Below are 24,821 nucleotides of genomic sequence, written 5' to 3' on the forward strand. Positions count from 1 at the left end.
TCCCAAAAAGCATCCCTCGTTTTGGGGATGTCTATATTCTTTTCACTGCCTCCCCTTACTCTTCCAACAATCCCTCTAATGCTACTTTCTCCTAAACCCATAAATCATCCCTCTCAGATAAAGACCTAAAACCCATACCGCAATTATACTTCATACCATTACATATTTTGAATCTTTAATTAAAATCAAAATAGGCTCTTAAATTGTAAATGCAATTTGGGTGTATTTGTAGAAAAAAAAAGATGCCTTTATAGCATCTTCTTATTCTTTTTTTAAATCAAAATCAAAATCAAACAACTCTTTTGGAGGAATTTCTAAACCTTTTGCAATGGAGATTATTGTCCCCATTGATGCGCCATGTTCCCCATTCAGTACTCTATAAACTTGTTTAGGCTCAATCTTACCTATGGATGCCACTGTCATAACATCTTTTCCATATTTAGCCAAAAGAAGCTGCAGATTCTCTCCGAATTTTATATAATATTTTTTTCTAATTTCTTTCACAATGTGAAATTGATGTAATTTGCAGAAAAATAATTGTCAAATTTGACAATGCGAGAATATTTTTCATATATTTGCTTTATAGATTATGTATTTATTTGAAATAATAGATAATCATTTATTAAATTTGCGTTTCTTCATATAAAATATTTGAAGCATTCGCTTAGAATCTCGACTTTGAAAACTGGTAATTTTTGCAACGAGAAGATAAGTAAGATGCTCACGTCCCATGGCGTGGGCTCACTTATTGTTGCAGGGTATACCAGTACCTCAAAGTCAATAAGCTGAGTTCCATGCCATTTTTTATGCCTATTATTTAGGCTAAACTCAACTTCTATTCTTAGCACTGCTTCCTCCTTTTTATAGTCTCGCATTGACAATTACTGTTTAACCGTATAAACTTTCGCTTGCCTATGATTTAAAAAAAAGAATCTCTATTGAATGCCTGTACTGCCTTATTCTCTATTTTGAATTAGTAAAAATGCAGTACAGGCTATTAAAACAAAAAAATGGCCCTCTAACTCTTCTTGGCGGTTGACTAGAGGACCATTGCTAACAAAACTAACGTTTCTATTAACTAACCCAATATTATGAAAAATAATTCATTTTACAAGGGGAGATTGGCTTTTTGGTGCCTGATTGTTTTCGGGTTCCTCATCTCCTACACCCCTGCTTTATCAAAAACGGCGCTGCCGTCCATGCCCTCTTTACCACAACGAAACCAAATAAGCGGCAGCATCACTGATGGTAAAGGACCTTTAGCTGGTGTTACCATAACTATAAAAGGGCAACAAAAAGTAGCTATCTCTGACTTTGATGGGGAATTTACTATCACTGCATCGCCCAACGATATGCTTATTTTTAGCTTTATGGGCTTCAAAACCCTAACTATTCCTGTTGATGGACGCTCTGTCTTAACTATTCGTATGCAAGAAGATGCGACTTCACTACAGGAGGTCAAAATCAATGCAGGCTACTATTCCGTAAAAGAAAGTGAACGCACGGGAAGTATTGCAAAAATCACGGCAAAGGATATCGAAAAACAACCTGTGACTAATCCGCTAGCAGCCATGCAAGGACGTATGTCTGGCGTGAATATTACCCAAGCCACAGGAGTGCCTGGTGGTGGGTTTGATATTCAAATTAGGGGAATTAATAGCATCCGTACCGAGGGCAATTCCCCCCTATACATCGTGGATGGCGTGCCTTACAGCTCCCAATCACTGGGTTTTAGCTCTGCTTCTTCAGCCATACTTGCGGGTACTACTAGTCCATTAAACGGCATTAATCCAACTGACTTAGAAAGTATAGAAGTACTCAAAGATGCAGATGCTACGGCAATCTATGGGTCTCGTGGGGCTAATGGCGTGGTCCTGATCACTACCAAAAAAGGCAAAGCAGGAAAAACAAAGTTTAACTTAAATGCTTACAGTAGCTTTGGAACACTAACCCGTACCCTAGACTTAATGCATACGGACCAATACTTGTCTATGCGCCGTGAGGCTTTCTCAAATGATGGGATCACAACTTATCCTAGTTATGCCTATGATGTCAATGGAAAATGGGATCAAACAAGGTATACCAATTGGCAAAAAGAACTAATTGGAGGGAATGCAACAACTAATAATCTACAGGCTACCTTATCTGGAGGGAGTTCTGGAACCCAATACTTACTAAGCGGTACTATGCACAAGGAAACCACCGTTTTTCCAGGAGATGCCAAGTACGGCAAAGGGGCGGTACATACCAGCCTGACTCACCGTACTGAAGACGGTCGTTTCAAAATAAACTTTTCAGCAAATTATACTGCCGATAAAAACATACTTCCCCCATCTGACTTTACCTACAAGGCAGCGGTTCTTGCTCCTAACGCACCCGCTTTGTACGATGCAAACGGAAATCTCAACTGGGAAAATAATTCCTGGACTAACCCTCTAGCTACCTTAAATGGAAGATATACTGCTACTACCGCTGCGCTCATTGCCAATACATTGCTATCCTATCAAATTTTAGAGGGTTTAGAATTAAAAACGAGCCTAAGTTACACGGATAACCGCGTAGAGGAAAGTCGCATCAATCCTTCTACAATGTATAATCCTGCGTTTGGAATTGGTAGTGAACGCTCTACTCTCTACCTCAACAATGCATCAAGCCATTCATGGACAATGGAACCACAACTAAATTGGCTAAAAAAAATAGGTGAAAGTGAGATTAATATCCTTGCAGGAGCTACTTTCCAGGATCAAAAATCCAGTCAGTTAGTACAAACAGGCTCGGGGTTTCCCAGTAACGGTTTGATTTATAATCTTGCAGCTGCATCGCGCTTAAACATTTCAAGCAACTCCTTTTCTGAATACAAATACCAAGCTTTTTTTGGTCGAATTAATTTCAATTATAAAAGCAAATACATCCTAAATGCAACGGGCAGACGCGATGGTTCCAGCCGATTTGGACCTGGTAATCGCTTTGCTAATTTTGCCGCTGTTGGTGCCGCTTGGGTATTCTCAAAAGAATCCTTCCTTGATACAGGTACCTTTCTTAGCTTTGGAAAACTTAGAGCTAGCTATGGAACCTCTGGAAACGATCAAATTGGCGATTACCAGTTCTTAGATACCTATGATGTTACAGGAAACAATTACAATGGTGTCATTGGGCTCCAGCCTTCAAGACTATTCAACTCTGATTTTGCTTGGGAAACGAATAAAAAATTAGAAATTGCTATAGAATTAGGGTTTGTCAACGATCGTGTTTTTTTTAGTACAGCGTATTATCGCAACCGATCTTCTAACCAATTAGTAGGAATCCCATTAGCGGGTACTACAGGGTTTTCTTCTTTACAAGCCAATCTAAATGCAACAGTTCAAAATACGGGATTAGAATTGGAATTGCGACTCGAACCATTCCGTTCTAAAAATTTTAATTGGACTTCGAATTTCAATCTGAGTCTTCCCAACAACAAGTTGTTGGAATTTCCTAATCTAGAAAGCTCACCCTACGCTAATAGATACCTCATTGGGCAATCTATCAGTATTCAAAAAGTATATCACTATACAGGAATCAATCCACAAACCGGACTGTATTCTTTCGAAGATTATGATAATGATGGACAGATTAGTAGCCCCAACGATCAGCAATGGATTGAAGACACTGCTCCCAAATGGTTTGGAGGTTTTGCAAATCAATTAAGCTATAAAAATTGGTCCATGGATTTCTTATTCCAATTTGTAAAACAAAAAGCAAGAAATTATTTGTACAATACTTCTTGGGCTGGAGATATGGTCAATCAACCTGTAGCTATAGGAAACCATTGGCCCGTGAATGGTGAGAATGCTCAAACACAATTGTATACTACTGGTGAAAACGGAGAAGCGCTCGATGCTTGGTCTTCTTATAGCAATAGTAGTGCAACAATCAGTGATGCCTCTTACATCCGTTTAAAAAGTGTTAGTCTATCGTACACCGTTCCTACCAAAGGATCCGCTATCAGTGCGGCTAGAGTGTATTTACAGGCACAAAATTTATTGACTTTTACGAACTACAAAGGAGCAGATCCTGAAAATCAATCTTCCTTTTTCATAGCACCATTGCGTCAGATCTCATTGGGTGTACAACTGGGTTTATAACATAAAAATTAACAAGATGAAATATTACAGACACATACAAGTTGCATTAATAGTAGCCTTAATAGTTACTATAAGCCTTTGGCTATATGGTTGCGATAGTTTTACTGAAACGGATCTCCCGAAGACGCAACTAATCAAAACTGCTGTTTTTCAAGATGTAAAGACGGCTACAGCAGCTCTTTCCGACTGCTATGCTCAAATGCGAGATTACAGCATGATAACGGGAAATTCTGATGGACTTTCCAGTCTGTTAGGAAATTATGCAGATGAATTAACCTACTATGGAGTTAGTGACTCTCCCTTGCAAAACTTCTATTCCCATTCACTGCTGCCTTCCAATAGTGGGGTTTCCGTTTTATGGAATTCTAGCTACAATCAAATTTACGCTGCAAACGCTATAATAGAAGGTGTAGATAATTCAACCGCAATTACAGGTGATAATCGAAACCGCTTGAAGGGAGAAGCGCTGTTTATCCGTGCTTTTATACACTTTAATTTGGTGAACTTGTTTGGAGATATTCCCTATATCACTAGTACCGATTATAAAACAAACACTATGATTTCAAAGCAGACCCAAGCAGACGTCTACAAGCAAATTATAGCAGACCTATTGGAAGCAAAAGAGCTACTACCCGAAACGTATACTTCCGCTCAACGCATCCGTCCCAATAAATATACAGTTTCGGCCATACTTGCAAGGGTGTATTTATATACAGAAAACTGGCAGTTGGCAGAGAATGAATCGAATGCAATTATCAATAAAACAGCCCTTTACCAATGGCAGGATAATTTGGATTTAGTTTTCTTGAAAGACAGTCCTTCCACGATTTGGCAATTGCACCCTGGTGTTGCGGGCTTAAATACAATAGAAGGTCGAACTTTTATTTTTACTAGTGCACCGCCAAATATTGAAGCTATAAGTCCGGAATTACTCCATGCCTTTGAAACTGGAGATCAAAGAAAAAATCAGTGGTTGGGTAGTGTGAATGATGGAACGGACACGTATTATTTCCCTTTTAAATACAAGCTCGATACGAATTCAGGAACATCTCAGGAGTACTCCATCATTTTTAGATTAGAGGAGCAATACTTAATTCGAGCCGAAGCTAGAATACATCTAGGAAAACTAGCTGAAGCAAAAAATGATATCAATAAGATAAGACAAAGAGCAACTTTAGCAAATACGACTGCTAGTACTTCAGAGGAACTATCACAAGCTGTCTTACAAGAACGAAGAGTGGAATTGTTTACTGAATTTGGGCACCGTTGGTTTGACTTAAAACGTACTGGAAAAGCGGGTACTGTTTTGAGTGTAATTAAATCAGCATGGAAAGATAGAGATAATTTACTTCCGCTTCCTGCGTCTGAACTGCTAGCAAATAGCCATTTATTACCTCAAAATCAAGGATACTAAATTATGAAAGACACTATCTTATTAATCAAAAAACATACAATTTTACTTCTTTTTTTATTGGGATCCGTAACTATTTGGGGACAGATTTCAGTAAAAAGAAGCGTTTCTCCTGCTGATTACAGCCAATGGAGTACGCTGTCCGGAGAGAAATTGACCGCTGATGGCAAATGGGTAAGCTATAAGCTGGCCTATGATTCAGACAAGGATACTGTTTTTGTACAGCAAACTTATGGTAGCAAAAAATATATTTTCCCTTTAGCAACAGATGAAAATTTCAGTCGAGATGGAAAATGGTGGGCCGCAATAGTACCCGAAAAAGGACTTGGTATATTGAGTTTAAAAACCGGGAAATGTCAATGGGCGGAGGATGTGGTTTCCTATGAATTTCTGGGAAATGGTGCATATGTGGCTTTTCTTAAAAAAACAGGACTGGAACAGGAACTCGATATTTTGAATTTGGCAACCGGACAAAAATATAGTGCAAAAGACATTGCGGAATATAGTTTTAATGCCAGTGGGAAAATCGCGGCATTTATAACAAAGCAAGAAAACGCCGTAAAATTAATTTGGATTGATGATCACTTCCGCACTTCGGAAATAATGCAGCCTTCCGACAATCGGTTTAAAAACCTGATTTGGAATAAAGACGCCGATGCAGTGGCTTTTCTCCAGGAACTCCCGCAGGATAAGTACCAAGGAACCAATCACAAACTGTATTTCGTGAATCATATGGATACCAATCCCAAACTGCATATACTAGATCCTTTACTTGCTGAAGAGATCCTTAAGGAGCTACGAATTGTAACGCCACCGGCCAGAAAGTCCATTGAAATGGCAACGGATGGCAAAAAGGTTTTCTTTTATACAACCACTCCAAAATTACAGACCAAGGAGAAGGAAATCGTACAGGTATGGGACGGTGCAACACCATGGACCTACCCTAGCCAAAAGGATTCAGAAAGCTGGCAATACAATTCCAAAATGATAGTGTGGTGGCCCGAGGAAAACAAGTTGTTTAAGATAGGAACCGATGAGTTTCCAAAAACGCAGCTATTAGCAGATGGAAATTATGCTTTAAACCATAATCCGCTGCAATATGAACCACAGTATGAATTTGCCAGCCCTGTTGATTACGTACTAATAGACGTACGTACGGGAAAAAGTAAAAAAATATTGAAAAAACAGATTCGAAAATATGATTTTATCAAGGGTTCCGGATCCGGAAATTTTATCAACTATTTTAAAGAAAAGCATTGGTGGGTTTACAATAGTAAGGAGGATAGCCATATCAATCTGACATTACCTCTAGGAATACCCATAGATGAGGTAGATTATGATAGCGGGGGTACTGCCCCCCCTTACGGAAGCCCTGGATGGTCAGCGGATGAAAAATACCTGATTGTTTATGATCAATATGATATTTGGCTACTGTCTGCCGATGGAAAATCACAAAAAAGAATAACACACGGTCGTGAAAAACACATTCGATACCGGATTGCTGAGGACAGCTATACGGATTCACTGTTGCTAGGAAATGCTGTTTTGACTGGGAATCAATTTGATCTCTCTAAAGGAGTATTGATCGAAGCATTTGGCGATGACAAATCTTCAGGCTATTATTATTGGCATCCAGAAAGAAACATAAAAAAAATGGTGTATAAAGACCGAATGATAGATCACTTGATAAAGGCAGAACAATCCTCAAGCTATATATACAGAGAACAGTCTTTTAAACTATCCCCAAGATTGATGTTTAAGACTGAGAAGGAGAAACAGCCAAAACTTTTGATACAAACCAACCTACAACAGAACCATTTTGATTGGGGGCATAACGAACTGATTTCGTATACCGATTCCAGAGGGACTCCACTGCAGGGAGTTTTATACTATCCATCCAACTTTCAAAAAGGAAAAAAGTACCCCATGATTGTAAATATTTATGAAAAACAATCGCATGAACTTCACCTTTACTACAATCCAGAAGAAAATGCAGATGCTTTACCTCGCACGAATTACACTTTGGATGGCTATTTGGTTTTATATCCTGACATAGCTTATGAAGTTGGGGAACCCGGTAAATCGGCTACAGATTGTGTGATAGCAGCTGTAAAAGCGGTAACTACAAAAGGGATTGTAGAAGAGCGACACATTGGCTTGACAGGGGCCTCCTTTGGAGGGTACGAAACAACATACATTATTTCACAAACAAACGTATTTGCTACAGCCGTAGCAGGCACAGCCCTCACAGATATGGTAAGCTGGTACCTTAGCATAGAGAATGGTGGAACTCCTAGGATGTGGAGATTTGAATCACAACAGCAACGCATGGGTACGTCCCTCTTTGAAAATTATCAGGGATATATCAAAAACTCTACGATAGCACAGGCTGAGACAATCAATACCTCTCTGTTACTATGGACCGGTAATGACGATACTATGGTACCCTGGACGCAAGGACTGGAATTGCATTTAGCACTGCGCAGGTTGCAAAAACCGCATACGTTTTTAGTGTACCCGGGAGAAACCCATGTTTTTTCAAAACGAGAGACAAGAATTGATATTACGAAGCGTACCAAAGAGTGGTTCGATCGCTATCTTAAAGAGAAAACCTTTAGAGATAATCTGAGTAGCAATTAAAAACAACAATGCTGGATTTTAAAAAAATCCAGCATTGTAATACCAATAAATATTGGTTTACGAACGGTTATTAAATTTTTTTATACAACACGTCCGGACAATCGGTTCCCGCACCATTCAGGCGATAAAGTTGCTGACCACTAGAGGTACAAAATTGCGCATTAGGAACTGTTGAGCACTTTACGTTTGTTTCCTGACAGGAAACAGGAAGACGTCCATTAATTTCAATGGCTGTACTCAAATCAGCGCGTGAAATGTTACTGGCGAAAGCTCCCGCAATCGCAAAAACAACTACTGCAATGGGAAATCCCATTTTTGAAAAATTTGTTTTCATAATACTAAAATTAAAAGTTAATGATCTACTCTTTTTTACAGGTTTTCGATCGCCATCCTGATACTGCGCAGTATATTTTAATTCCTTTTTAATAAAGATCAAGGTGTATGTAAAATCTTAAATCCCTTTGGTTCATAAGCATGTGTCCGTATCTTATATGTAACGATAGAATGATCGTATAGGGCTACAAAAACATCCTCAACTATCCTAAAATCAGTCATTTTTTGATCCAAAAGATTAGGAACATAAAAACTAAATAAATAGGTGTTTTTCATAAAATCATAGACATCAATTATGGATGATTTATCCCACATCTCTTCCGTTTCATAACGCCCCATTAGACCTGCATGTACAAAAAGGTAATTACCAAAAGTTGCTGTTCTTTTATTTACTATGATTGGTGGTGCGCTTAGCTTACTTTGATTTTTTGATTGGATATGTGCTACCTTAATTTGCGCTCGACTAATTGTATCAATCGTATGACCTCGAAGTACTAAATTTAAGCTATCATCACATACGAGATACTCATTACGATAATAGTAAGTATACAGAACCTTTTTTAATTGCTCATTATAAATTAAATTACCATCGGTATCAAAAATACCATCAATTTGCTTTTCCAATAGCTGCGATGCTAATCTTACTTTAATCGTATCCGTAATTGTTATAGTTCCTAAAATATTTTCATGATTTTTACTGCTTATAGCGCGCATAACGAAGGTCTTTGAATCTAATGGTTCTGCTTTAGTAAAATAGACTTTACCATACATCGATAAATTAGCTTTCCAATCGATAAGATTACCTCTAAAAATAGTTGGTACAGTACCATCCATCAAATAAAAATACGGGGATTGAACACGTACTTGTACAGAACGAAAAGGAAGGTTAGATTTGGAAAGTCTTATAACATAACTTTTTTGCGTTTGTAACCCAATGTCGATTACTATGACATGAAGAGGTGCCTCATAATTGCCTAGATAAACTTTGTTCTTCTCGATTCCGGCAATATAGAAGGACGGATGTTTTAAATCTAATTCATTAATTTTTGTAATTGGATGATGCGGAAAACGACGAATAAAGTTGTTGCGATGATGAGTAATATCTTCCGATAATAAATAAATTATAACGACAACAGCGATACTGCTCAATAAGGTGATAGAGACCGTTCCAAAAGTTCTATTATAATGATTCTTAGAAGCAACATTTTTTGGATTAAATAGTAACAGCATTATACCCGTAAATGCCAGTAGCACGAATAAAATATTAAATACCAAATGCTCAGTCCAATCTAAATTTTCAAGTATTCCTCCACAAGAGCAAGGAATAGAAGAACTATAATTCAAGATAATGATAATGTATGTAGTAAACATAATCATTAGGCTAAAAGCTGCAAATAGCCCTACTAACCGATATCTTGGAATTAGCAGTGTCAAGGCTATCAAAATTTCTATAATTGGGACACCCCATGAAACCCAACTAGCAAAAGCACTTAGTAATGGAGACTGTCCCAATTGCACTTGAAAGTTCTCAAAATCCAATATTTTACTCACTGCAGCATAGACAAATAGTAATATGTAAGACAGACAAATTACCTCTAAGATTCCCTTTTTAATTGTTTCACTTACTTTCATATCTGCTCTTTTATTGGATTAAACCGAATGAATTCTAAATGTTCACAACTTTGAAACTTCTCTGGATAAGGATTTAAAAGATTCAAAGTCCTTCCGATTATTTAAAACAATCATTCTTAAATACTTACCAAAATTACAGCCGTTATTTTGGAAACATGGTTTGAAAATCAAGCCAAAATATTTGAAAATCAAGCCGTTTTTCAAATAAAGGATAGAAATAACTATTACTAGAACCGAAGATGATTAAAACCAAGGAATGCCAAACAAACTTTAACTGTTCATCTGGCATTTCTTTGGTTTCTATTTAATAATCCATCCTACTTCGTGGTTCCACTCAACGCATTTAGTTTTTCACTTAGTTCTATCAGTCCAGCTTTTAATAGGCACTCCCCTCCTAGTGACCTCAACTCTTCCAAATTTTCTTCTGGAACACTTGTCAATAAGTTTGATGCTTTATCATCCACTTTTGCCAATAAACCTCGTTCAATAACATGATTTAATAACAGTACATTTTTTCGGGAGATTTTCAAATCAATCTTCACCAGCTCATTCATACCAGGGATACTAAGGATCGTATCAAAAACCTGGGCTACATCATTTGTTGTTAGCATAATCTTCTCGTTTAAATTAATAATTCAGTACTCCAAAAATAAGAAGCTTACTTCAATTTATCCTAGTCAAAATATGATGAGGATTGGACAAAGGATTTAGCTTTTTTACTTTAGTAAGCGGAATCTGAATTATGAACCTGATAAAATGTATGTTATGAATTTCAGCAACAATAGCTTTTCGATAAAGCAAGCCAAAGCAATAGATTTAGTTAATTACTTAAAGTCGTTGGGTTTTGAACCCGAAAAAATCAGGCGCGATGACTACTGGTACCTATCTCCATTGAGAGATGAAAAAGAAGCTTCCTTTAAAATCAATCGCAGATTAAATCGTTGGTATGACCACGGCCTTGGCAAAGGCGGAAACTTGGTTGATTTTGGAATCGAATTTTACAAGTGTAGCATTCCTGAATTACTAAACAACTTAAGTGGGAATCTTTCTCTTCAACAGCCAATAGTTTATCCCATAGAAAATAGTGTTCAACAAGAACCTAAAATTAAAATTATAGAAGTGACTACGCTTACTTCTTATCCGCTATTACGCTATCTCGAACAGCGTACTATTCCAGTTGCAATTGCACAACAGTTTTGCAAGGAAGTTCACTACAGTTTAAATGATAATACTTACTACGGAATTGGTTTTAAAAATGATTTGGGAGGCTATGAGATTCGCAATCCTTATTTCAAAACAACAGCTTCTCCTAAGGGAATATCCACCTGTGAAAATGGTAGTAATGAGGTAGTTGTTTTCGAAGGCTTTTTTGACTATTTATCCTTTAAAGCGATGACCAAAAACCTTCCTGAAAACAGTCAGAATTTTGTCATTTTAAACTCTGTTTCTTTTTTCGAAAGAGCACGTCCTTTTATGGAAAATCATGAATCCATTCGGCTTTATCTTGACCGGGATGAAACGGGACAAAGCTATACGAAGCGTGCACTTTCTCTGAGTACAAAATACAAAGATGAAAGCAACCTCTATCAAAACTATAATGACCTCAACGACTGGGCAATGAATTTTGGAAAATCAAAGAAAATTAATTTACGGCAAAAAAATAGCTAGTTCCTACTCCAATCTTCACTGTAAATCATAACTATTCTACATACCACCAAAAAAAACGACTTCAATAATCAATGCCATTATAATTAGCTAAAAGATTGCCACGTTCCTGCAATCGGCAAGATGTCCGGTTGTTAAACAACCAAATCTTGCTGCCCATTCACTCGGAACTCGTGGGCAGTGAGACTGAAAGGACAAAAAGAGTTCAGTAATGAATAAAATGAGAGATGATGGAAAGAGAAAATTCAAAACGAACACGTATTGTCGGTTTACGATTTACGTCAGAAGAGTATGCGAAAATTGAACGCAAATGGAAAACCAGTACCTGCAGGAAGCTGAGTGAGTACATTCGCAAACACCTATTCAACAAGCCTATTACTACTAATTACCGTAACCAATCCCTAGACGATTTTATGGCAGAAATGATGCGTCTAAGAGGAGAATTGAACGCTATTGGAAACAACTTTAATCAGGCTGTAAAAAAGTTACATACTCTGAATCAAATTTCCGATTTTAAGCACTGGCTCATCAGTTATGAACTAGAGAAAAAAACACTTTTCAATAAGGTGGATGAAATAAAGATGCAGATTCAGAAAATGGCAGAATCATGGTTGCAATAATCAAAACGGGACATTCCATCCATCGAATTTTAAACTACAATGAAAACAAAGTTCAGCAAGGGGTTGCAGAATTTATTGGGGCTGGAAATTACCCTGTCGATATCGAAAAAATGAGCTTTACCATGAAACTAAACCGCTTTTTGAAACAGGCTAATTTAAATGAAAATGTAAAACGAAACAGTGTTCATATTTCGCTCAATTTTGATGTGACCGAAAAAGAAATTTCAAAAGAGAAACTGATGGAAATAGCAGACAACTATATGGATAAAATTGGTTTTAAGGAACAACCGTTTTTAGTCTATCAGCACCATGATGCAGGACATCCACATATTCATATTATTTCTATAAAAGTCAGAGCTGATGGCAGCAGGATTGATATGCAGAATATTGGTCGAAACCAATCTGAAAAAGCAAGAAAAGAAATTGAAATATCGTATGGATTAGTTCCGGCTGAAAAACATAAAAGAGAAAAAGAATTAGTCGCAAAACCAGTTAATGCCAGCAAGGTAGAATACGGACGCACAGAAACAAAACGAGCAATAACCAACGTACTGGATAAAGTACTCAAAAATTATAAATACACGAGCTTGCCCGAATTAAATGCGGTACTCCAACAGTACAATGTCGTAGCAGATCGAGGTACTGAAAATTCAAGGATATTTCAAAATAGAGGATTGGTTTATCGGATATTAAATGAAAGTGGTGAAAAGGTTGGCGTTCCAATAAAAGCCAGTGATTTTTATAGCCATCCAACACTTAAATTTTTAGAAGAACGATTTATTGTAAATGAAAAAGCACGAACACCCCATAAGTCCAGAATAAAAAACACAATTGATATGGCATTGCTCAATCCACAAAAAATATCGATTCAGGATCTAAAAAAAATTGCAGCACTGGCTGGAATCACTATGGTTTTTCGACAAAATTTAGAGGGTTTACTGTATGGCATTACGTATGTAGATCACCAAACGCAATGTGTATTTAATGGTAGTGCTTTAGGAAAACAATATAGTGCAAAAGCTATTCAAGAACGCTGTGGTTTTAATAATGGAGCGCAGCAAAAAGCCAGCGTTTCTAAAATTAAAAAATCGCATGGAACTACCGCACAAGCAAACTCAAAAGAAGTTTTCCTTGCATCAAGCGTTACTGAATCACTAAAGAATTCTACAACTAAACCCACTATGGAGATAGGTAAATTGGTAAACACATTTACGCAGTCGGAACATGATTCCTCGTATCTGCCAAATCAATTGAAAGCGAAGAAGAAAAAGAAGAAACGAAAAGGACAATCTGATAACCAATAAAGGAAATTATTATGGCTATGCAAACCGGAGAAAACGAACAGGCATTGCGTAAAATACTCGATATGACTCGACTGATCAGTATCGTAATTTTACTTCTACATTTTTATTATTACTGCTATACCACTTTCAAAGAATGGGGTTTTGTTAGCACCTTCAGCGATACAATTTTGGGCAATATACACCGTACTGAAATGTTCAGTAATTTTCATAAATCCAAGGTTTTTGCATTATTCTTTTTATTGATTTCCTTGCTTGGAGCCAAAGGACGCAAAGAGGAAAAATTGAATCACAAAACGGCCTTTGCCTACATCATTACGGGTGTATTGATTTACTTTTTAAGTTATCTATCGCTTTACCTAAAAGCAAAAACTACGGAAATAGCGATTGCTTATATCAGTATTAGCTGTATCGGATTTTTGTTGATGCTTTCCGGAGGTACATTACTCTCACGGATTATAAAAAACAAGTTGAATAACAAAGATATTTTCAATAAAGAAAATGAAACTTTTCCCCAAGAAGAAAGACTCTTGGAAAATGAATACTCCATCAATCTTCCAGCACGTTATCATTTGAAAGACAAAGTTCGAAACAGCTGGATTAATATTATCAATCCCTTTCGAGCCTTAATGGTTTTGGGGACACCTGGCTCTGGTAAATCTTATTTTGTGATTCGGCATGTTATCACCCAGCACATTCGCAAAGGGTTTACGATGTTCATTTATGATTTTAAATTTGATGACCTTTCTAAAATCACCTATAATACTTGGTTGAAATACAAGCACCTCTATCCTATTCCACCACAGTTTTATGTGATCAATTTTGATGATTTAAGCCGCACACACCGATGCAACCCACTTGAACCTTCTGCTATGACCGATATCACGGATGCAGCAGAATCGGCACGAACGATTCTATTAGGACTCAATAAAGAATGGATCAAAAGACAGGGCGACTTTTTTGTCGAATCTCCTATCAATTTTCTGACAGCAATTATATGGTATCTAAGGAAGTACAAGGAAGGGGAATTCTGTACGCTGCCACATGTTATTGAACTCATGCAACTCGACTATGATAGTTTGTTTACGATATTACGAACGGAGAAAGAAATTGAAGTACTCATCAATCCGTTTATCAATGCCTATCTAAATGATGCCATGGAACAATTGGAGGGACAAATTGCTTCGGCCAAGATTGCCATGGCCAGACTCTCTTCTCCCCAATTGTACTATGTATTATCTGGAAATGACTTTACATTAGACATCAATAATCCAGCCGAACCTAAGATTGTGTGTATGGGAAATAACCCGCAGAAAATTCAAATTTATGGCGCTGTCTTATCTTTGTACGTCTCTCGTTTGATAAAACTAGTCAATCAAAAAGGCAAACTAAAAAGCAGTCTGATCTTCGATGAATTCCCAACTATCTATCTCAATAATATGGATAGTTTGATTGCTACAGCCCGAAGTAATAAAGTAGCCACTTGTTTGGGAATTCAAGACTTCAGTCAGCTTCGTAAAGATTACGGCCGAGAACAGGCTGACGTGATTCTAAACATCACGGGGAATATTGTTAGTGGTCAGGTGACTGGAGATACGGCCAAGCAACTTTCAGAACGGTTTGGTAAAATTATGCAGGACAGAGAAAGTCTATCTATAAACAGTGGTGATACCTCCATAAGCCGCTCCAAACAATTAGAGTCGGCCGTTCCTCCTTCTAAGATATCGTCCTTGAGTTCTGGTGAGTTTGTGGGTATGGTTGCCGATGATCCTGATTGCAAAATTGAATTGAAAACGTTTCACTGCGAAATAGTAAACGATCATGATGCTTTAAAAAAAGAACAGGATAATTATATAGATATTGATGTAATCAGGAAGATTGATACTACAATAGTACAACGAAATTATCTGCAAGTAAAACAAGATATTCAAGAAATAATGCAATCTGAAATTGAGCAACTGTTACAGGATCCAAGCCGGGCTTATTTGGTATTGAAAAAGTAGCAGGAAGACTCAAACCTAAAAAAGATACAGCTGCGGAAGGAGAATATTTATAATCTAATATAAATTATTTGATTCAATCCTTGCAGTAAAACTACTCGTCAAAAAACAGTTACTATTAAATCTCTTTTATATCAATTTGTTAAACTAAAAAATTCAATACGTTACGGCTTTCCTCAATTTTATGCATGGAATTTTAAATATCTTAGCAAAAATTCATAATCTAACCCTTTTTTAAAAGCGTGCTATGAAGTTTAAAAAGTATATTTGAAGAAAAAAAACGAGCTATGCACATTGTCTGCACTCTAACACCTTAGGTTTGTCATCTGATACTACAATCAAGTGACTGGTTCCAAATTTATTAATGAATAACAACAACCCAATATAATGATCACAGGCGATTTAAAATCTCAAATAGATAAAATCTGGAATGACTTCTGGACAGGCGGAATTTCAAACCCCTTAACGGTAATTGAACAATTTACCTACCTTATTTTCTTGAAACAACTAGACGACAAACAAATCTTGATTGAGAAAAGAGCCAATATGCTCGGTGTTACTACTGACAAACCTATTTATACTCCAGAGCAAAAAGACTTGCGCTGGAGCAGTTTCAAAGACAAAGACCCGGAAGTGATGTTTGAATTATTCACACGTCCGCAACGTCATTTGAATGACGTTACTGTGTTTGACTTTATGAAAACTCTAGGTAAAGATGGTGGTGCGTTCACTGAATACATCAAAGGAGCAACCTTTATGATCCCAACGGCTAAATTGTTGGATCGTGTAGTACAACAAATTGACAAACTGCCATTAGACAACCGCGACACCAAAGGAGATTTATACGAATACATGTTGGGCAAAATTGCCGAAGCAGGAACCAACGGACAATTCCGTACCCCGCGCCACATTATCCGTATGATGGTCGAAATGACCCAACCTAAAAAAGACGATACCATTTGTGATCCGTCATGTGGGACAGCAGGTTTCCTAGTGGCCGCATCCCAATACGTACATGAGAAACACGAAGACTGGTTTATGGATCAGGATTTTCGTGAACATTACAACCGAAACATGTTCAACGGTATAGAAATTGACCCATCGATGATGCGCATTTCAGCCATGAACTTGCAATTGCACGGCATGGAAAACCCTACACTTATTGGAAATTCGGCTTTGAGTGAAAGCAATGACATCAGCAGTCAGTACTCCTTAATCTTGGCCAATCCACCGTTTAAAGGGGCATTGGATTATGATGAGGTAGAAAGCAGTTTACTGAACGTAACCAAAACTAAAAAAACCGAATTACTATTCTTAGCCTTGATTTTGAGAATGCTAAAACTAGGTGGACGCGCTGCCGTGATTGTGCCTGATGGTGTACTGTTTGGTAGCAGTGGCGCACACAAAAGCATTCGTAAAGAATTGGTGGAAAACCAACAATTACAAGCCGTAATCTCGATGCCAAGCGGGGTTTTTAAACCCTATGCTGGAGTGAGTACTGCTATTTTATTCTTTACTAAAACCAATTCAGGTGGGACAGATAACGTTTGGTTCTATGACATGCAAGCCGATGGTTTTAGCCTGGACGACAAACGCAATGCGCAACTATCGGAAGAGGTATTCGAACAATGTTTTACTGACCCTGAAAGCGTTTTAGAAGAATTTAAAGGCAAATGTGATATCCCTAACGTTTTGTTGGATTGGAAAGCGATCGGCACGGCTCCCTCCCCTTCGGGGAGGAATGGGGTGGGGACTGATAGAACCCAAAAATCCTTCCTAATCCCAAAAGCCGATATTGTAGCCAATGATTACGACTTGAGCATTAACCGTTACAAGGAAATTGTTTATGATGAAGTAATCTATGAAAAACCACAAACCTTGATTGCCGATATCAAAGCAATTGACAAAAAACGTTTGAATACCATGAATGAATTAGAAAAAATGTTAGGATAGTGACGCGGAGATAGAGGGATTCTAGCCCCCCGGAAAATAAAATAGCAGAGAGGATGGGATTCGAATCCAGTAATGACTTCAGGGTTATGAATCCTGCACCCATTGAAAAAGTACGGTTCGTGACCGCGACAGGGTTCGAACCAGAAACCCTAAAGTTATAACTTGACCTTGACTGGATTCCAACCTATAACCTTAACAGTAGTTATATTGTAGTCGCAGAAGGATTCGAACCTTCGACCGCCTGCTTAGAAGGCAGCTGCTCGAAATACAATCATTAAAAAAATTTTGAAAGGGTAATTAGCATAAAGATATGGAATTAATTGTAAATGAACGAATTGACAATAACTTTGAAGTTATGCAGAAAGTTAAGTTAAAAGATATAGCAGAATTTATTAGAACTGGAAAAACACCTCCGACAAATCAAACTCAATATTTTGAGGGACAAATTAATTGGTACACTCCAGGCGATTTTAACAATGGAAAAATATTGCGTAAATCAAAAAGAACTTTAACCCAAATTGCTTTAGATGATAAAAAAGCAATTACTTTTCCAAAAGATACTTTACTAATAACTTGTATCGGAGATATTGGCAAAATTGGAATTACCCAAGAAGATTGTTCTTCTAATCAACAGATAACGGGAATAAAACCAAAAAAAAGTACAGATGTAAATTATTTGTATTATTGGTTTCTAGCCAATAAGAAAGTTCTAGAAAATACTGCTAATAGTGCTGTAGTTCCAATTCTAAACAATAAAACTTTACAGAATATTGATTTTAAATTTCCCGTACTACCCACTCAACAAAAAATAGCCGAAATCCTCGACACCGCAGACCAATTGCGCCAATACCACAAGCAACTTATTCAAAAATATGATTCCTTGACACAAAGTTTGTTTTTGGAGATGTTTGGGGATCCTGTTAGGAATGAAAAGGAATGGAAAAAAATGGAATTAGGAGAAATTTCAGATATGGCTTCTGGTAGCACTCCTAGCAGAACGAATGAAAATAATTTCATAGGTAATATTCCTTGGGTAAAAACAACGGAAGTTGATGGGAAGATAATTAATGACACTTTAGAAAAAATTTCAGAAGAAGCATTGAAGAATTCAAGTTGTAGACTATTTCCAAAAGGATCGATTGTAATTGCAATGTATGGGCAAGGAAAAACTAGAGGACAGATTGGAATTTTAGGAATTGAAGCTGCAACAAATCAAGCGTGTTGTGTTTTGAGACCAAGTAATAAAATGGATTTTCAATTTCTTTATTATAATTTGTCTATGTTATATCATGATTTAAGAAGTTTAGGTAGAGGTGGAAATCAACCAAATCTGAATTTAGGATTATTAAAAAACTATGAATTAATTAATCCTCCTCTTTCTCTCCAAACCCAATTTGCCAAACAAGTACAAATGATAGAAACCCAAAAACAACAAGCCCAACAAGCCTTGGCGAAAAGCGAGGATTTGTTTCAGTCTTTGTTGCAACGGGCGTTTAAGGGGGAGTTAAATTAAATAGCAATCTATTATAAATTTCAAAAATTAGACAATTATCATTTTTATGTTAACATTAATCAAAAATATTTCATGAAAGAAAAACTTCTCATTTTTCTAAAAAAAATAATAGTCCGGTTAGAAGCTTTGCATCACAAATATTCTTTTACAGAATTAGATGATATGACATATTCTTCATTATCTCCAATTGATAATGGAGATGAAGACGGACATTATTCAAAAGCATTGTTATGGGCTTTGAAAAACAGAAAAAAGGAAGATATCAAAAATATTGCTCTGTCAGGACCTTATGGATCTGGTAAAAGTAGTATTCTGAAAACATTTCAAAAAAATTATAAAGGAAATGATTTAAAATTCCTGGATATTTCTTTAGCAACATTCAAAGAAGAAAAACCTCAATTCGATGAAAATGGTAAAAAAATCGAAGTAGATAAAACAGAATTGTTAAGGCTGATTGAAATAAGCATACTTGAACAAATTTTTTATCATGAAGAAGATAAAAACATCCCTGATTCAAGGTTTAAAAAAATAAAGAGTTATAGTACTAAAAAACTGTTTTTTTATTCTTTAGGCTATCTATTCTTTTTAGTAGCAATATATAATTATTTCAACCCTTATTTCATCCAAAGTATTTTTAAAGATATTGCAATCAACAGCACTATATGCAATATTATTCATTACGGTGAAATATTAATAATTGCATCGGGCATCTTCTTTATTATTCTAAAATCAGTTAGAATTTTAAGTGCTATTACTGTCAATAAACTTAAAATCCAAAATGCAGAAATTGGTGTCGGAGAAAATTTGAATAAGTCTATTCTTAATCATCACATCGATGAGATACTTTATTTTTTCTCTGTTTGTCCCTACAATGTTGTTATAATTGAAGATTTAGACAGGTTTCAGGAAACTGAAATATTTACTAAATTAAGAGAGGTCAACCTACTGCTAAACAATTCAGAAAAAACCAGAAAAAAAGAAATCACCTTTGTTTATGCAGTAAGAGATGATATGTTTACAGATAAAGAACGTACCAAATTTTTCGATTTTATTATCCCTGTTATTCCGGTAATCAATTCTTCAAATTCAAGTGAGATATTATTCAAGAAAAGAAACCAGCTTCAATACAAACTGAGCGATAATTTAATTGAAGATATTTCATTCTTTATTGATGACATGCGATTACTTCACAACATATCAAATGAATTCTATTTGTATAAAGAAAAACTTAATGAAAATTTAATCCATGATAAATTGTTCGCCATTCTTACTTATAAGAATATTTATCCAAACGATTTCATGAAATTGAGTTGTAACGAAGGAGATCTTTATAATATATTTTCTTCTAAAACTAACTACATAAAAAAAATAATTAGTGAAATCGAAAGCAAAACTGAAGCATATAAAGGACAGATTTTTGCATTTGAAAATGTTTATTTAGATAATACTAAAGACCTTCGCCTTTTGTATATTGCCCGAATTATTGAAAAATTACCTGGATTTCAATCCTTCCTTGTAAATCAAACGAATATCTCAATAGAAGAAATTGTTGAAAACCAAAATTTTGAATACCTAAAAGCTAATAATTTCTCATATAATCAGATGATATATGATGCTTATTATAGAAAAGATAGTATACAAGTAAAACAGCCTAATTTTGAATTTACAGAAATAGAAAAATTAGTGAATCCTTCAAGATCATATCTTGATAGAGAAAAGGAGATTATTGAAATTAAAAATGGTAAAATCAATGCTTTAAAAAACAAAATACAGGAATTAGAAAAACAAAAGCAAACAGTAAGAAACTTCAAAATATCGGAATTACTGATATCTAACCAATCATCTGAAATTGAGATCGGTGAAAACCTTAATAGGAATCTTATACTGATTTTATTGAGAAATGGTTATATCGCGGAAGATTATACAGATTATATTTCCTTATTTCACGAAGAAAGTATTACTCGTTCAGATTATCAATTCCATATCAATATTAAGAATGGCAACAGACAACCTTTTGACTACAAGCTTTCAAAAATTGAAAAATTAATTCCTAAGATAAACCCTTTCGATTTTCAAACAGAATATATACTGAATTATGATCTCTTAGATTATTTACTTATACATTCCAGTAATTATAACATACAGATTGAAGCTATTTTTAACAAACTTAAGGATGAATCAAAAGAGTCTGTTGAATTTATTAAAGGATATTTTGAAATTTCTCAAAAGCAGGAAGACTTTATAAAATTACTTTGTAATAAATGGAGTAGCATATGGGGATTCATTGAATCTAATCCTGATTTTTCGGAAAATTTAAAACAAGATATTTTTATAAGTATCATCGAATTTGGGGACATAAATGCTATACTAGATATTGCTAAACAATCCTCATTCAAAAGGGCAATTGTATCTGACCCACTATTCTTTAATATCACAGACAACTATACTAGACTTAAAAAAGTTATCGTAGAATTAGGAATAAATTTTAATGAAATTGATTTTGAAAATTCTCCAGATGAAATGCTGAATTTCATATATGAGAAAAATTACTATGAGCTTAATATCGAAATGGTTATTTCGATAATTAAAAAGTTTGGAGAATTCAATCAGGTAGCATTTGACAATTCTAACTTCTCTTCAGTAAAGAACTCGAAAGCAGAACAATTAATTGAATATATTGAGAAAAACATCAATAAATACATTGAAGATATTTATCTAAAAATTTCCAGTAATATTAATGAGAAAGAAGAATTTCTTGTTGAATTATTAAACAATAAAGTTTTAAAAATAGATAATAAGGCATTAATCATTTCACAAGTAGAAACCAAAATTGTAAAAATTTCAAAAGTTAATTATTCAGCATTGTACCCTGTTTTACTTGAGAAAAATAAATTGGGGCCTTCTTGGGAAAATTTGCTACATGTTTTTAATAGTCAAAATACTGATAAAGAGAAAAATGATGAAGATGAAGTAATTGAAAACGAAATTTCAGTATCCACTATCAATTTTATTAATATTATTGAAAATGCTGAGGAATTATTAAAAGTAAAAATCCCTAAAGAAACAGATGCGTATAAAGGTTTTTGGAAAAAACTAATTCAATCAAATGAAATAAGCGATCAATCATATGATTTAATTACTAAATCAAATTCATGGTGGTATAGCGATTTGAATTTTCAGAATTTATCTATAAACAAGGTTAAATCATTGATAAACAATAATTGTATAAATCCAATATCAAAAAGCTTTGTTTCCTTAAAGGAAAATTTGAATGGCTTGAATATATCACTACTCGAAAAACGGAAAAACGAATATTTTAAAATCCTAGACCAAATTACATTTGATAGCGATGATTTGGAATTAGTCCTAAAATCTACGATGTTGAATAATTCTGAAAAATTGCAAATTCTAAATTATTGTGACGAAGAAACAATTATCACAAATAACAATTTAAAACTATTAAGCTCAATTTTACTTGCTGATAATTCTTTTGTTGTAAGTGATGCCGCCCTAAATGCTATCCTTATAAACATTAGTGTACCCATAATAGATAGAATTAAACTATTTATTAAAAATTCAAGCAAATATGATCTTTTATATATTGAACCTTTTTTGAAAATTCTAGGCGGTATTTATTCCCAGATAACAGATACTAGTTCAAAAGCAAAAATTCCAAAAAGTGAAGAAAATAGGCAATTATTAAAAATATTGGAAGATAAAAATTATATATCATCAGTTACGGTACTTGAAAATGATTTCAGAGTAAATCATAAAGGAAAGAAAAAATAAACACGATTAGCTTTTAATCTATTGAAGAGTAATATATTGTATTATTTTTGGATTATAGCTTCTTATTTTACACATTATAATAAAATGGCATTACCAATAAACATAAACGATTTAGTCAACGGACAAGCTATAGAATGGGAACGTCTTGAATTCAAACAAGGCTGGAACCCTGAAGAAATTGTACATACCCTATGTGCGTTTGCCAACGACATCAACAATTGGGGTGGTGGCTACATCATTGTAGGCATTGCAGAAAAGGATGGAAGACCTATCCTGCCTCCTGCGGGTCTAGCTCCCGAAAGTTTAGATAGAATTCAAGGGGCAGTTTTAACCCTTGCCTATCAATTGCTTCCCAATTATTTTCCTTTAATACAACCTTACACACTACAAGGACAACACATTTTAATATTATGGTGTCCTGCCGGTGATAACCGCCCTTATACCGCCCCAATCACACAAGGAAAAGCAGCACAACGCTATCCCTACATTCGTTTTGGTTCCCGTAGCATCATTGCAAAAGAGGATAATTTAAGACGATTACAAGAACTAACGGCACGCATTCCTTTTGACGACAGGATAAACGGAAAAGCAACCATTGATGATTTAGATTTAGGTTTAATTCAGGCCTTTCTTCAAGAAGTAAAAAGCGATTTATACGAAGAAAGCAAGCAGATTCCTTTTGCGGATTTATGTCTCAATATGAAAATTGTAAATGGTCCAAAAGAGGCATTACGCCCCTTAAATGTTGGGCTATTATTTTTTTCCCGTAATCCCGAAAAATTCCTCGATCGTTCCTGGATCGAATTGGTAATTCACAAAGACAAAACCGGTAAAAATTTTTCCGAAAAGTATTTCAAAGGTCCTTTACACCATCAGCTAAGAGCCATATTGGACTATTTCAAAAACAATGTTATTGAAGAAGTTGTCGAAAAAGTAGCCCATAAAGCAGAAGCCAACCGCCATTTTAATTTTCCTTACGAAGCCATTGAAGAAGCTTTGTCTAATGCGGTTTGTCATAAAAGCTATGAAATGGACAAACCTATTGAAGTGCAATTATGGCCCGACAGAATAGAAATCCTAAGTTTCCCTGGTCCGGTTCCACCAGTAGATGCACAGATACTAAAACAAAATAAACGCATCGTGGCACGGGATTATCGCAACCGCCGTATTGGTGATTTACTCAAAGAGTTACACTTGACAGAAGGACGCGGTACTGGTTTCCCTACCATCAGAAATGCCATGAAGGAAAATAATTCGCCCGAACCTGTTTTTGAAACAGACGAACAAAGCACGTATTTCCTTTCGGTTTTACTGGCAAAAGAACAAATAATTACAGCCATTGAGAATATTCCTTTCAATAACTTGGAGGAGCTTAGTCACTTTTTAAACACACTTAGTGACCAAGCTAGTGACCAAGCTAAAACCAGTGATAGCAAGGAAAAAGAGATTTTAGAGAACCTCTTAGCAAAACTTAGTGACCAAGCTAGTAACCAAGCTGTTCAAATTATAGAAAATGATCTTAATGATAAAGCACTGACTATTCTGAATATTTTAGAAGAACCAAAAAAGAGAGTCGAAATTTTAGAAAACTTAGGCCTTTCTAACCACTCTCGTAACCGAGAAAGGTATTTAGACCCATTAATAAACTTAGGTTGGATAGAAATGACTATTCCAGACAAACCAACACATCAAGACCAAAAATACAAACGCACCATTCAAGGAGCATTACTTCACAGATTGGTACTGGGTTTAAACAGCGATAAAGAATAATTCTTCCTAAAAAAAGAAACAGGCGGTTCCACTCAACCCTAGAGAAATAATAACTTTTCGGAAGAAATCA

General features: G+C 35.5%; 15 protein-coding genes. 11 read left to right on the forward strand and 4 right to left on the reverse strand.

Features of this window, described 5'->3' with window-relative positions; translation table 11 throughout:
- Nucleotides 1-261: 261 nt before the first annotated feature.
- Nucleotides 262-504, reverse strand: a complete 243-nt coding sequence (locus AB3G36_RS14105) for a helix-turn-helix domain-containing protein (RefSeq protein WP_367753800.1) — start codon at nucleotides 502-504, stop codon at nucleotides 262-264.
- A 587-nt stretch (nucleotides 505-1,091) separates the two neighbouring features.
- Between AB3G36_RS14105 and AB3G36_RS14110 the strand changes: the two genes are divergently transcribed.
- From AB3G36_RS14110 to AB3G36_RS14120, 3 genes are read left to right on the forward strand one after another with little or no spacing between them, the layout of a single operon-like run.
- Entirely contained in the window at nucleotides 1,092-4,124 is a 3,033-nt protein-coding gene (locus AB3G36_RS14110; RefSeq protein WP_367753802.1) for a SusC/RagA family TonB-linked outer membrane protein, read from the forward strand.
- A gap of 16 nt (nucleotides 4,125-4,140) precedes the next feature.
- On the forward strand, nucleotides 4,141-5,538 hold the full coding sequence (locus AB3G36_RS14115; RefSeq protein ID WP_367753804.1) for a RagB/SusD family nutrient uptake outer membrane protein: 1,398 nt from the start codon (nucleotides 4,141-4,143) through the stop codon (nucleotides 5,536-5,538).
- Nucleotides 5,539-5,541: 3 nt separating this feature from the next.
- A complete protein-coding gene (locus tag AB3G36_RS14120; protein WP_367753806.1) occupies nucleotides 5,542-8,175 on the forward strand; it encodes an alpha/beta hydrolase family protein in 2,634 nt (877 codons plus the stop codon).
- Nucleotides 8,176-8,245: 70 nt separating this feature from the next.
- Here AB3G36_RS14120 and AB3G36_RS14125 read toward each other — a convergent pair whose 3' ends face one another.
- The 3 genes from AB3G36_RS14125 to AB3G36_RS14135 form a co-directional block, all read right to left on the reverse strand.
- A complete protein-coding gene (locus AB3G36_RS14125) occupies nucleotides 8,246-8,509 on the reverse strand; it encodes a DUF6520 family protein (RefSeq protein ID WP_367753808.1) in 264 nt (87 codons plus the stop codon).
- A 98-nt stretch (nucleotides 8,510-8,607) separates the two neighbouring features.
- On the reverse strand, nucleotides 8,608-10,140 hold the full coding sequence (locus AB3G36_RS14130) for a MauE/DoxX family redox-associated membrane protein (protein WP_367753810.1): 1,533 nt from the start codon (nucleotides 10,138-10,140) through the stop codon (nucleotides 8,608-8,610).
- 317 nt (nucleotides 10,141-10,457) lie between these two features.
- A complete protein-coding gene (locus tag AB3G36_RS14135; protein ID WP_367753812.1) occupies nucleotides 10,458-10,751 on the reverse strand; it encodes a hypothetical protein in 294 nt (97 codons plus the stop codon).
- Between the two features lie 154 nt (nucleotides 10,752-10,905).
- Here AB3G36_RS14135 and AB3G36_RS14140 point away from each other — a divergent pair, with 154 nt between their 5' ends.
- The 8 genes from AB3G36_RS14140 to AB3G36_RS14175 all read left to right on the forward strand — a co-directional run bounded on the left by AB3G36_RS14140 (nucleotide 10,906) and on the right by AB3G36_RS14175 (nucleotide 24,751).
- The gene (locus tag AB3G36_RS14140) at nucleotides 10,906-11,808 is read left to right on the forward strand and encodes a toprim domain-containing protein (protein WP_367753814.1); all 903 of its coding nucleotides are present in this window, start codon (nucleotides 10,906-10,908) and stop codon (nucleotides 11,806-11,808) included.
- 227 nt (nucleotides 11,809-12,035) lie between these two features.
- The gene (locus AB3G36_RS14145) at nucleotides 12,036-12,425 is read left to right on the forward strand and encodes a hypothetical protein (protein ID WP_040474050.1); all 390 of its coding nucleotides are present in this window, start codon (nucleotides 12,036-12,038) and stop codon (nucleotides 12,423-12,425) included.
- Nucleotides 12,413-13,729: a relaxase/mobilization nuclease domain-containing protein gene (locus AB3G36_RS14150; protein ID WP_367753816.1), complete on the forward strand. Its 1,317-nt coding sequence runs from the start codon at nucleotides 12,413-12,415 to the stop codon at nucleotides 13,727-13,729. The genes AB3G36_RS14145 and AB3G36_RS14150 overlap by 13 nt, the downstream gene beginning before the upstream one ends.
- A gap of 17 nt (nucleotides 13,730-13,746) precedes the next feature.
- On the forward strand, nucleotides 13,747-15,729 hold the full coding sequence (gene mobC, locus AB3G36_RS14155; protein ID WP_367757949.1) for a conjugal transfer protein MobC: 1,983 nt from the start codon (nucleotides 13,747-13,749) through the stop codon (nucleotides 15,727-15,729).
- Nucleotides 15,730-16,113: 384 nt separating this feature from the next.
- A complete protein-coding gene (locus AB3G36_RS14160; protein ID WP_367753817.1) occupies nucleotides 16,114-17,679 on the forward strand; it encodes an N-6 DNA methylase in 1,566 nt (521 codons plus the stop codon).
- A gap of 310 nt (nucleotides 17,680-17,989) precedes the next feature.
- Entirely contained in the window at nucleotides 17,990-19,192 is a 1,203-nt protein-coding gene (locus tag AB3G36_RS14165; protein WP_367753818.1) for a restriction endonuclease subunit S, read from the forward strand.
- 162 nt (nucleotides 19,193-19,354) lie between these two features.
- Complete coding sequence (locus AB3G36_RS14170; RefSeq protein WP_367757951.1) at nucleotides 19,355-22,981, forward strand: hypothetical protein; 3,627 nt, start codon at nucleotides 19,355-19,357, stop codon at nucleotides 22,979-22,981.
- Between the two features lie 84 nt (nucleotides 22,982-23,065).
- Nucleotides 23,066-24,751, forward strand: a complete 1,686-nt coding sequence (locus AB3G36_RS14175) for an ATP-binding protein (protein ID WP_367753820.1) — start codon at nucleotides 23,066-23,068, stop codon at nucleotides 24,749-24,751.
- Nucleotides 24,752-24,821: the final 70 nt, after the last annotated feature.

Origin of the sequence: Flavobacterium sp. WC2430 (assembly GCF_040822075.1) — a bacterium.
Lineage (GTDB): Bacteria > Bacteroidota > Bacteroidia > Flavobacteriales > Flavobacteriaceae > Flavobacterium.

Coding starts and splice junctions, on each gene's coding strand:
- AB3G36_RS14110 (WP_367753802.1), top strand. CDS start 1,092: ATGAAAAATAATTCATTTTACAAGGGGAGATTGGCTTTTTGGTGCCTG.
- AB3G36_RS14115 (WP_367753804.1), top strand. CDS start 4,141: ATGAAATATTACAGACACATACAAGTTGCATTAATAGTAGCCTTAATA.
- AB3G36_RS14120 (WP_367753806.1), top strand. CDS start 5,542: ATGAAAGACACTATCTTATTAATCAAAAAACATACAATTTTACTTCTT.
- AB3G36_RS14125 (WP_367753808.1), bottom strand. CDS start 8,509: ATGAAAACAAATTTTTCAAAAATGGGATTTCCCATTGCAGTAGTTGTT.
- AB3G36_RS14130 (WP_367753810.1), bottom strand. CDS start 10,140: ATGAAAGTAAGTGAAACAATTAAAAAGGGAATCTTAGAGGTAATTTGT.
- AB3G36_RS14135 (WP_367753812.1), bottom strand. CDS start 10,751: ATGCTAACAACAAATGATGTAGCCCAGGTTTTTGATACGATCCTTAGT.
- AB3G36_RS14140 (WP_367753814.1), top strand. CDS start 10,906: ATGAATTTCAGCAACAATAGCTTTTCGATAAAGCAAGCCAAAGCAATA.
- AB3G36_RS14145 (WP_040474050.1), top strand. CDS start 12,036: ATGGAAAGAGAAAATTCAAAACGAACACGTATTGTCGGTTTACGATTT.
- AB3G36_RS14150 (WP_367753816.1), top strand. CDS start 12,413: ATGGTTGCAATAATCAAAACGGGACATTCCATCCATCGAATTTTAAAC.
- mobC (WP_367757949.1), top strand. CDS start 13,747: ATGCAAACCGGAGAAAACGAACAGGCATTGCGTAAAATACTCGATATG.
- AB3G36_RS14160 (WP_367753817.1), top strand. CDS start 16,114: ATGATCACAGGCGATTTAAAATCTCAAATAGATAAAATCTGGAATGAC.
- AB3G36_RS14165 (WP_367753818.1), top strand. CDS start 17,990: ATGGAATTAATTGTAAATGAACGAATTGACAATAACTTTGAAGTTATG.
- AB3G36_RS14170 (WP_367757951.1), top strand. CDS start 19,355: ATGACATATTCTTCATTATCTCCAATTGATAATGGAGATGAAGACGGA.
- AB3G36_RS14175 (WP_367753820.1), top strand. CDS start 23,066: ATGGCATTACCAATAAACATAAACGATTTAGTCAACGGACAAGCTATA.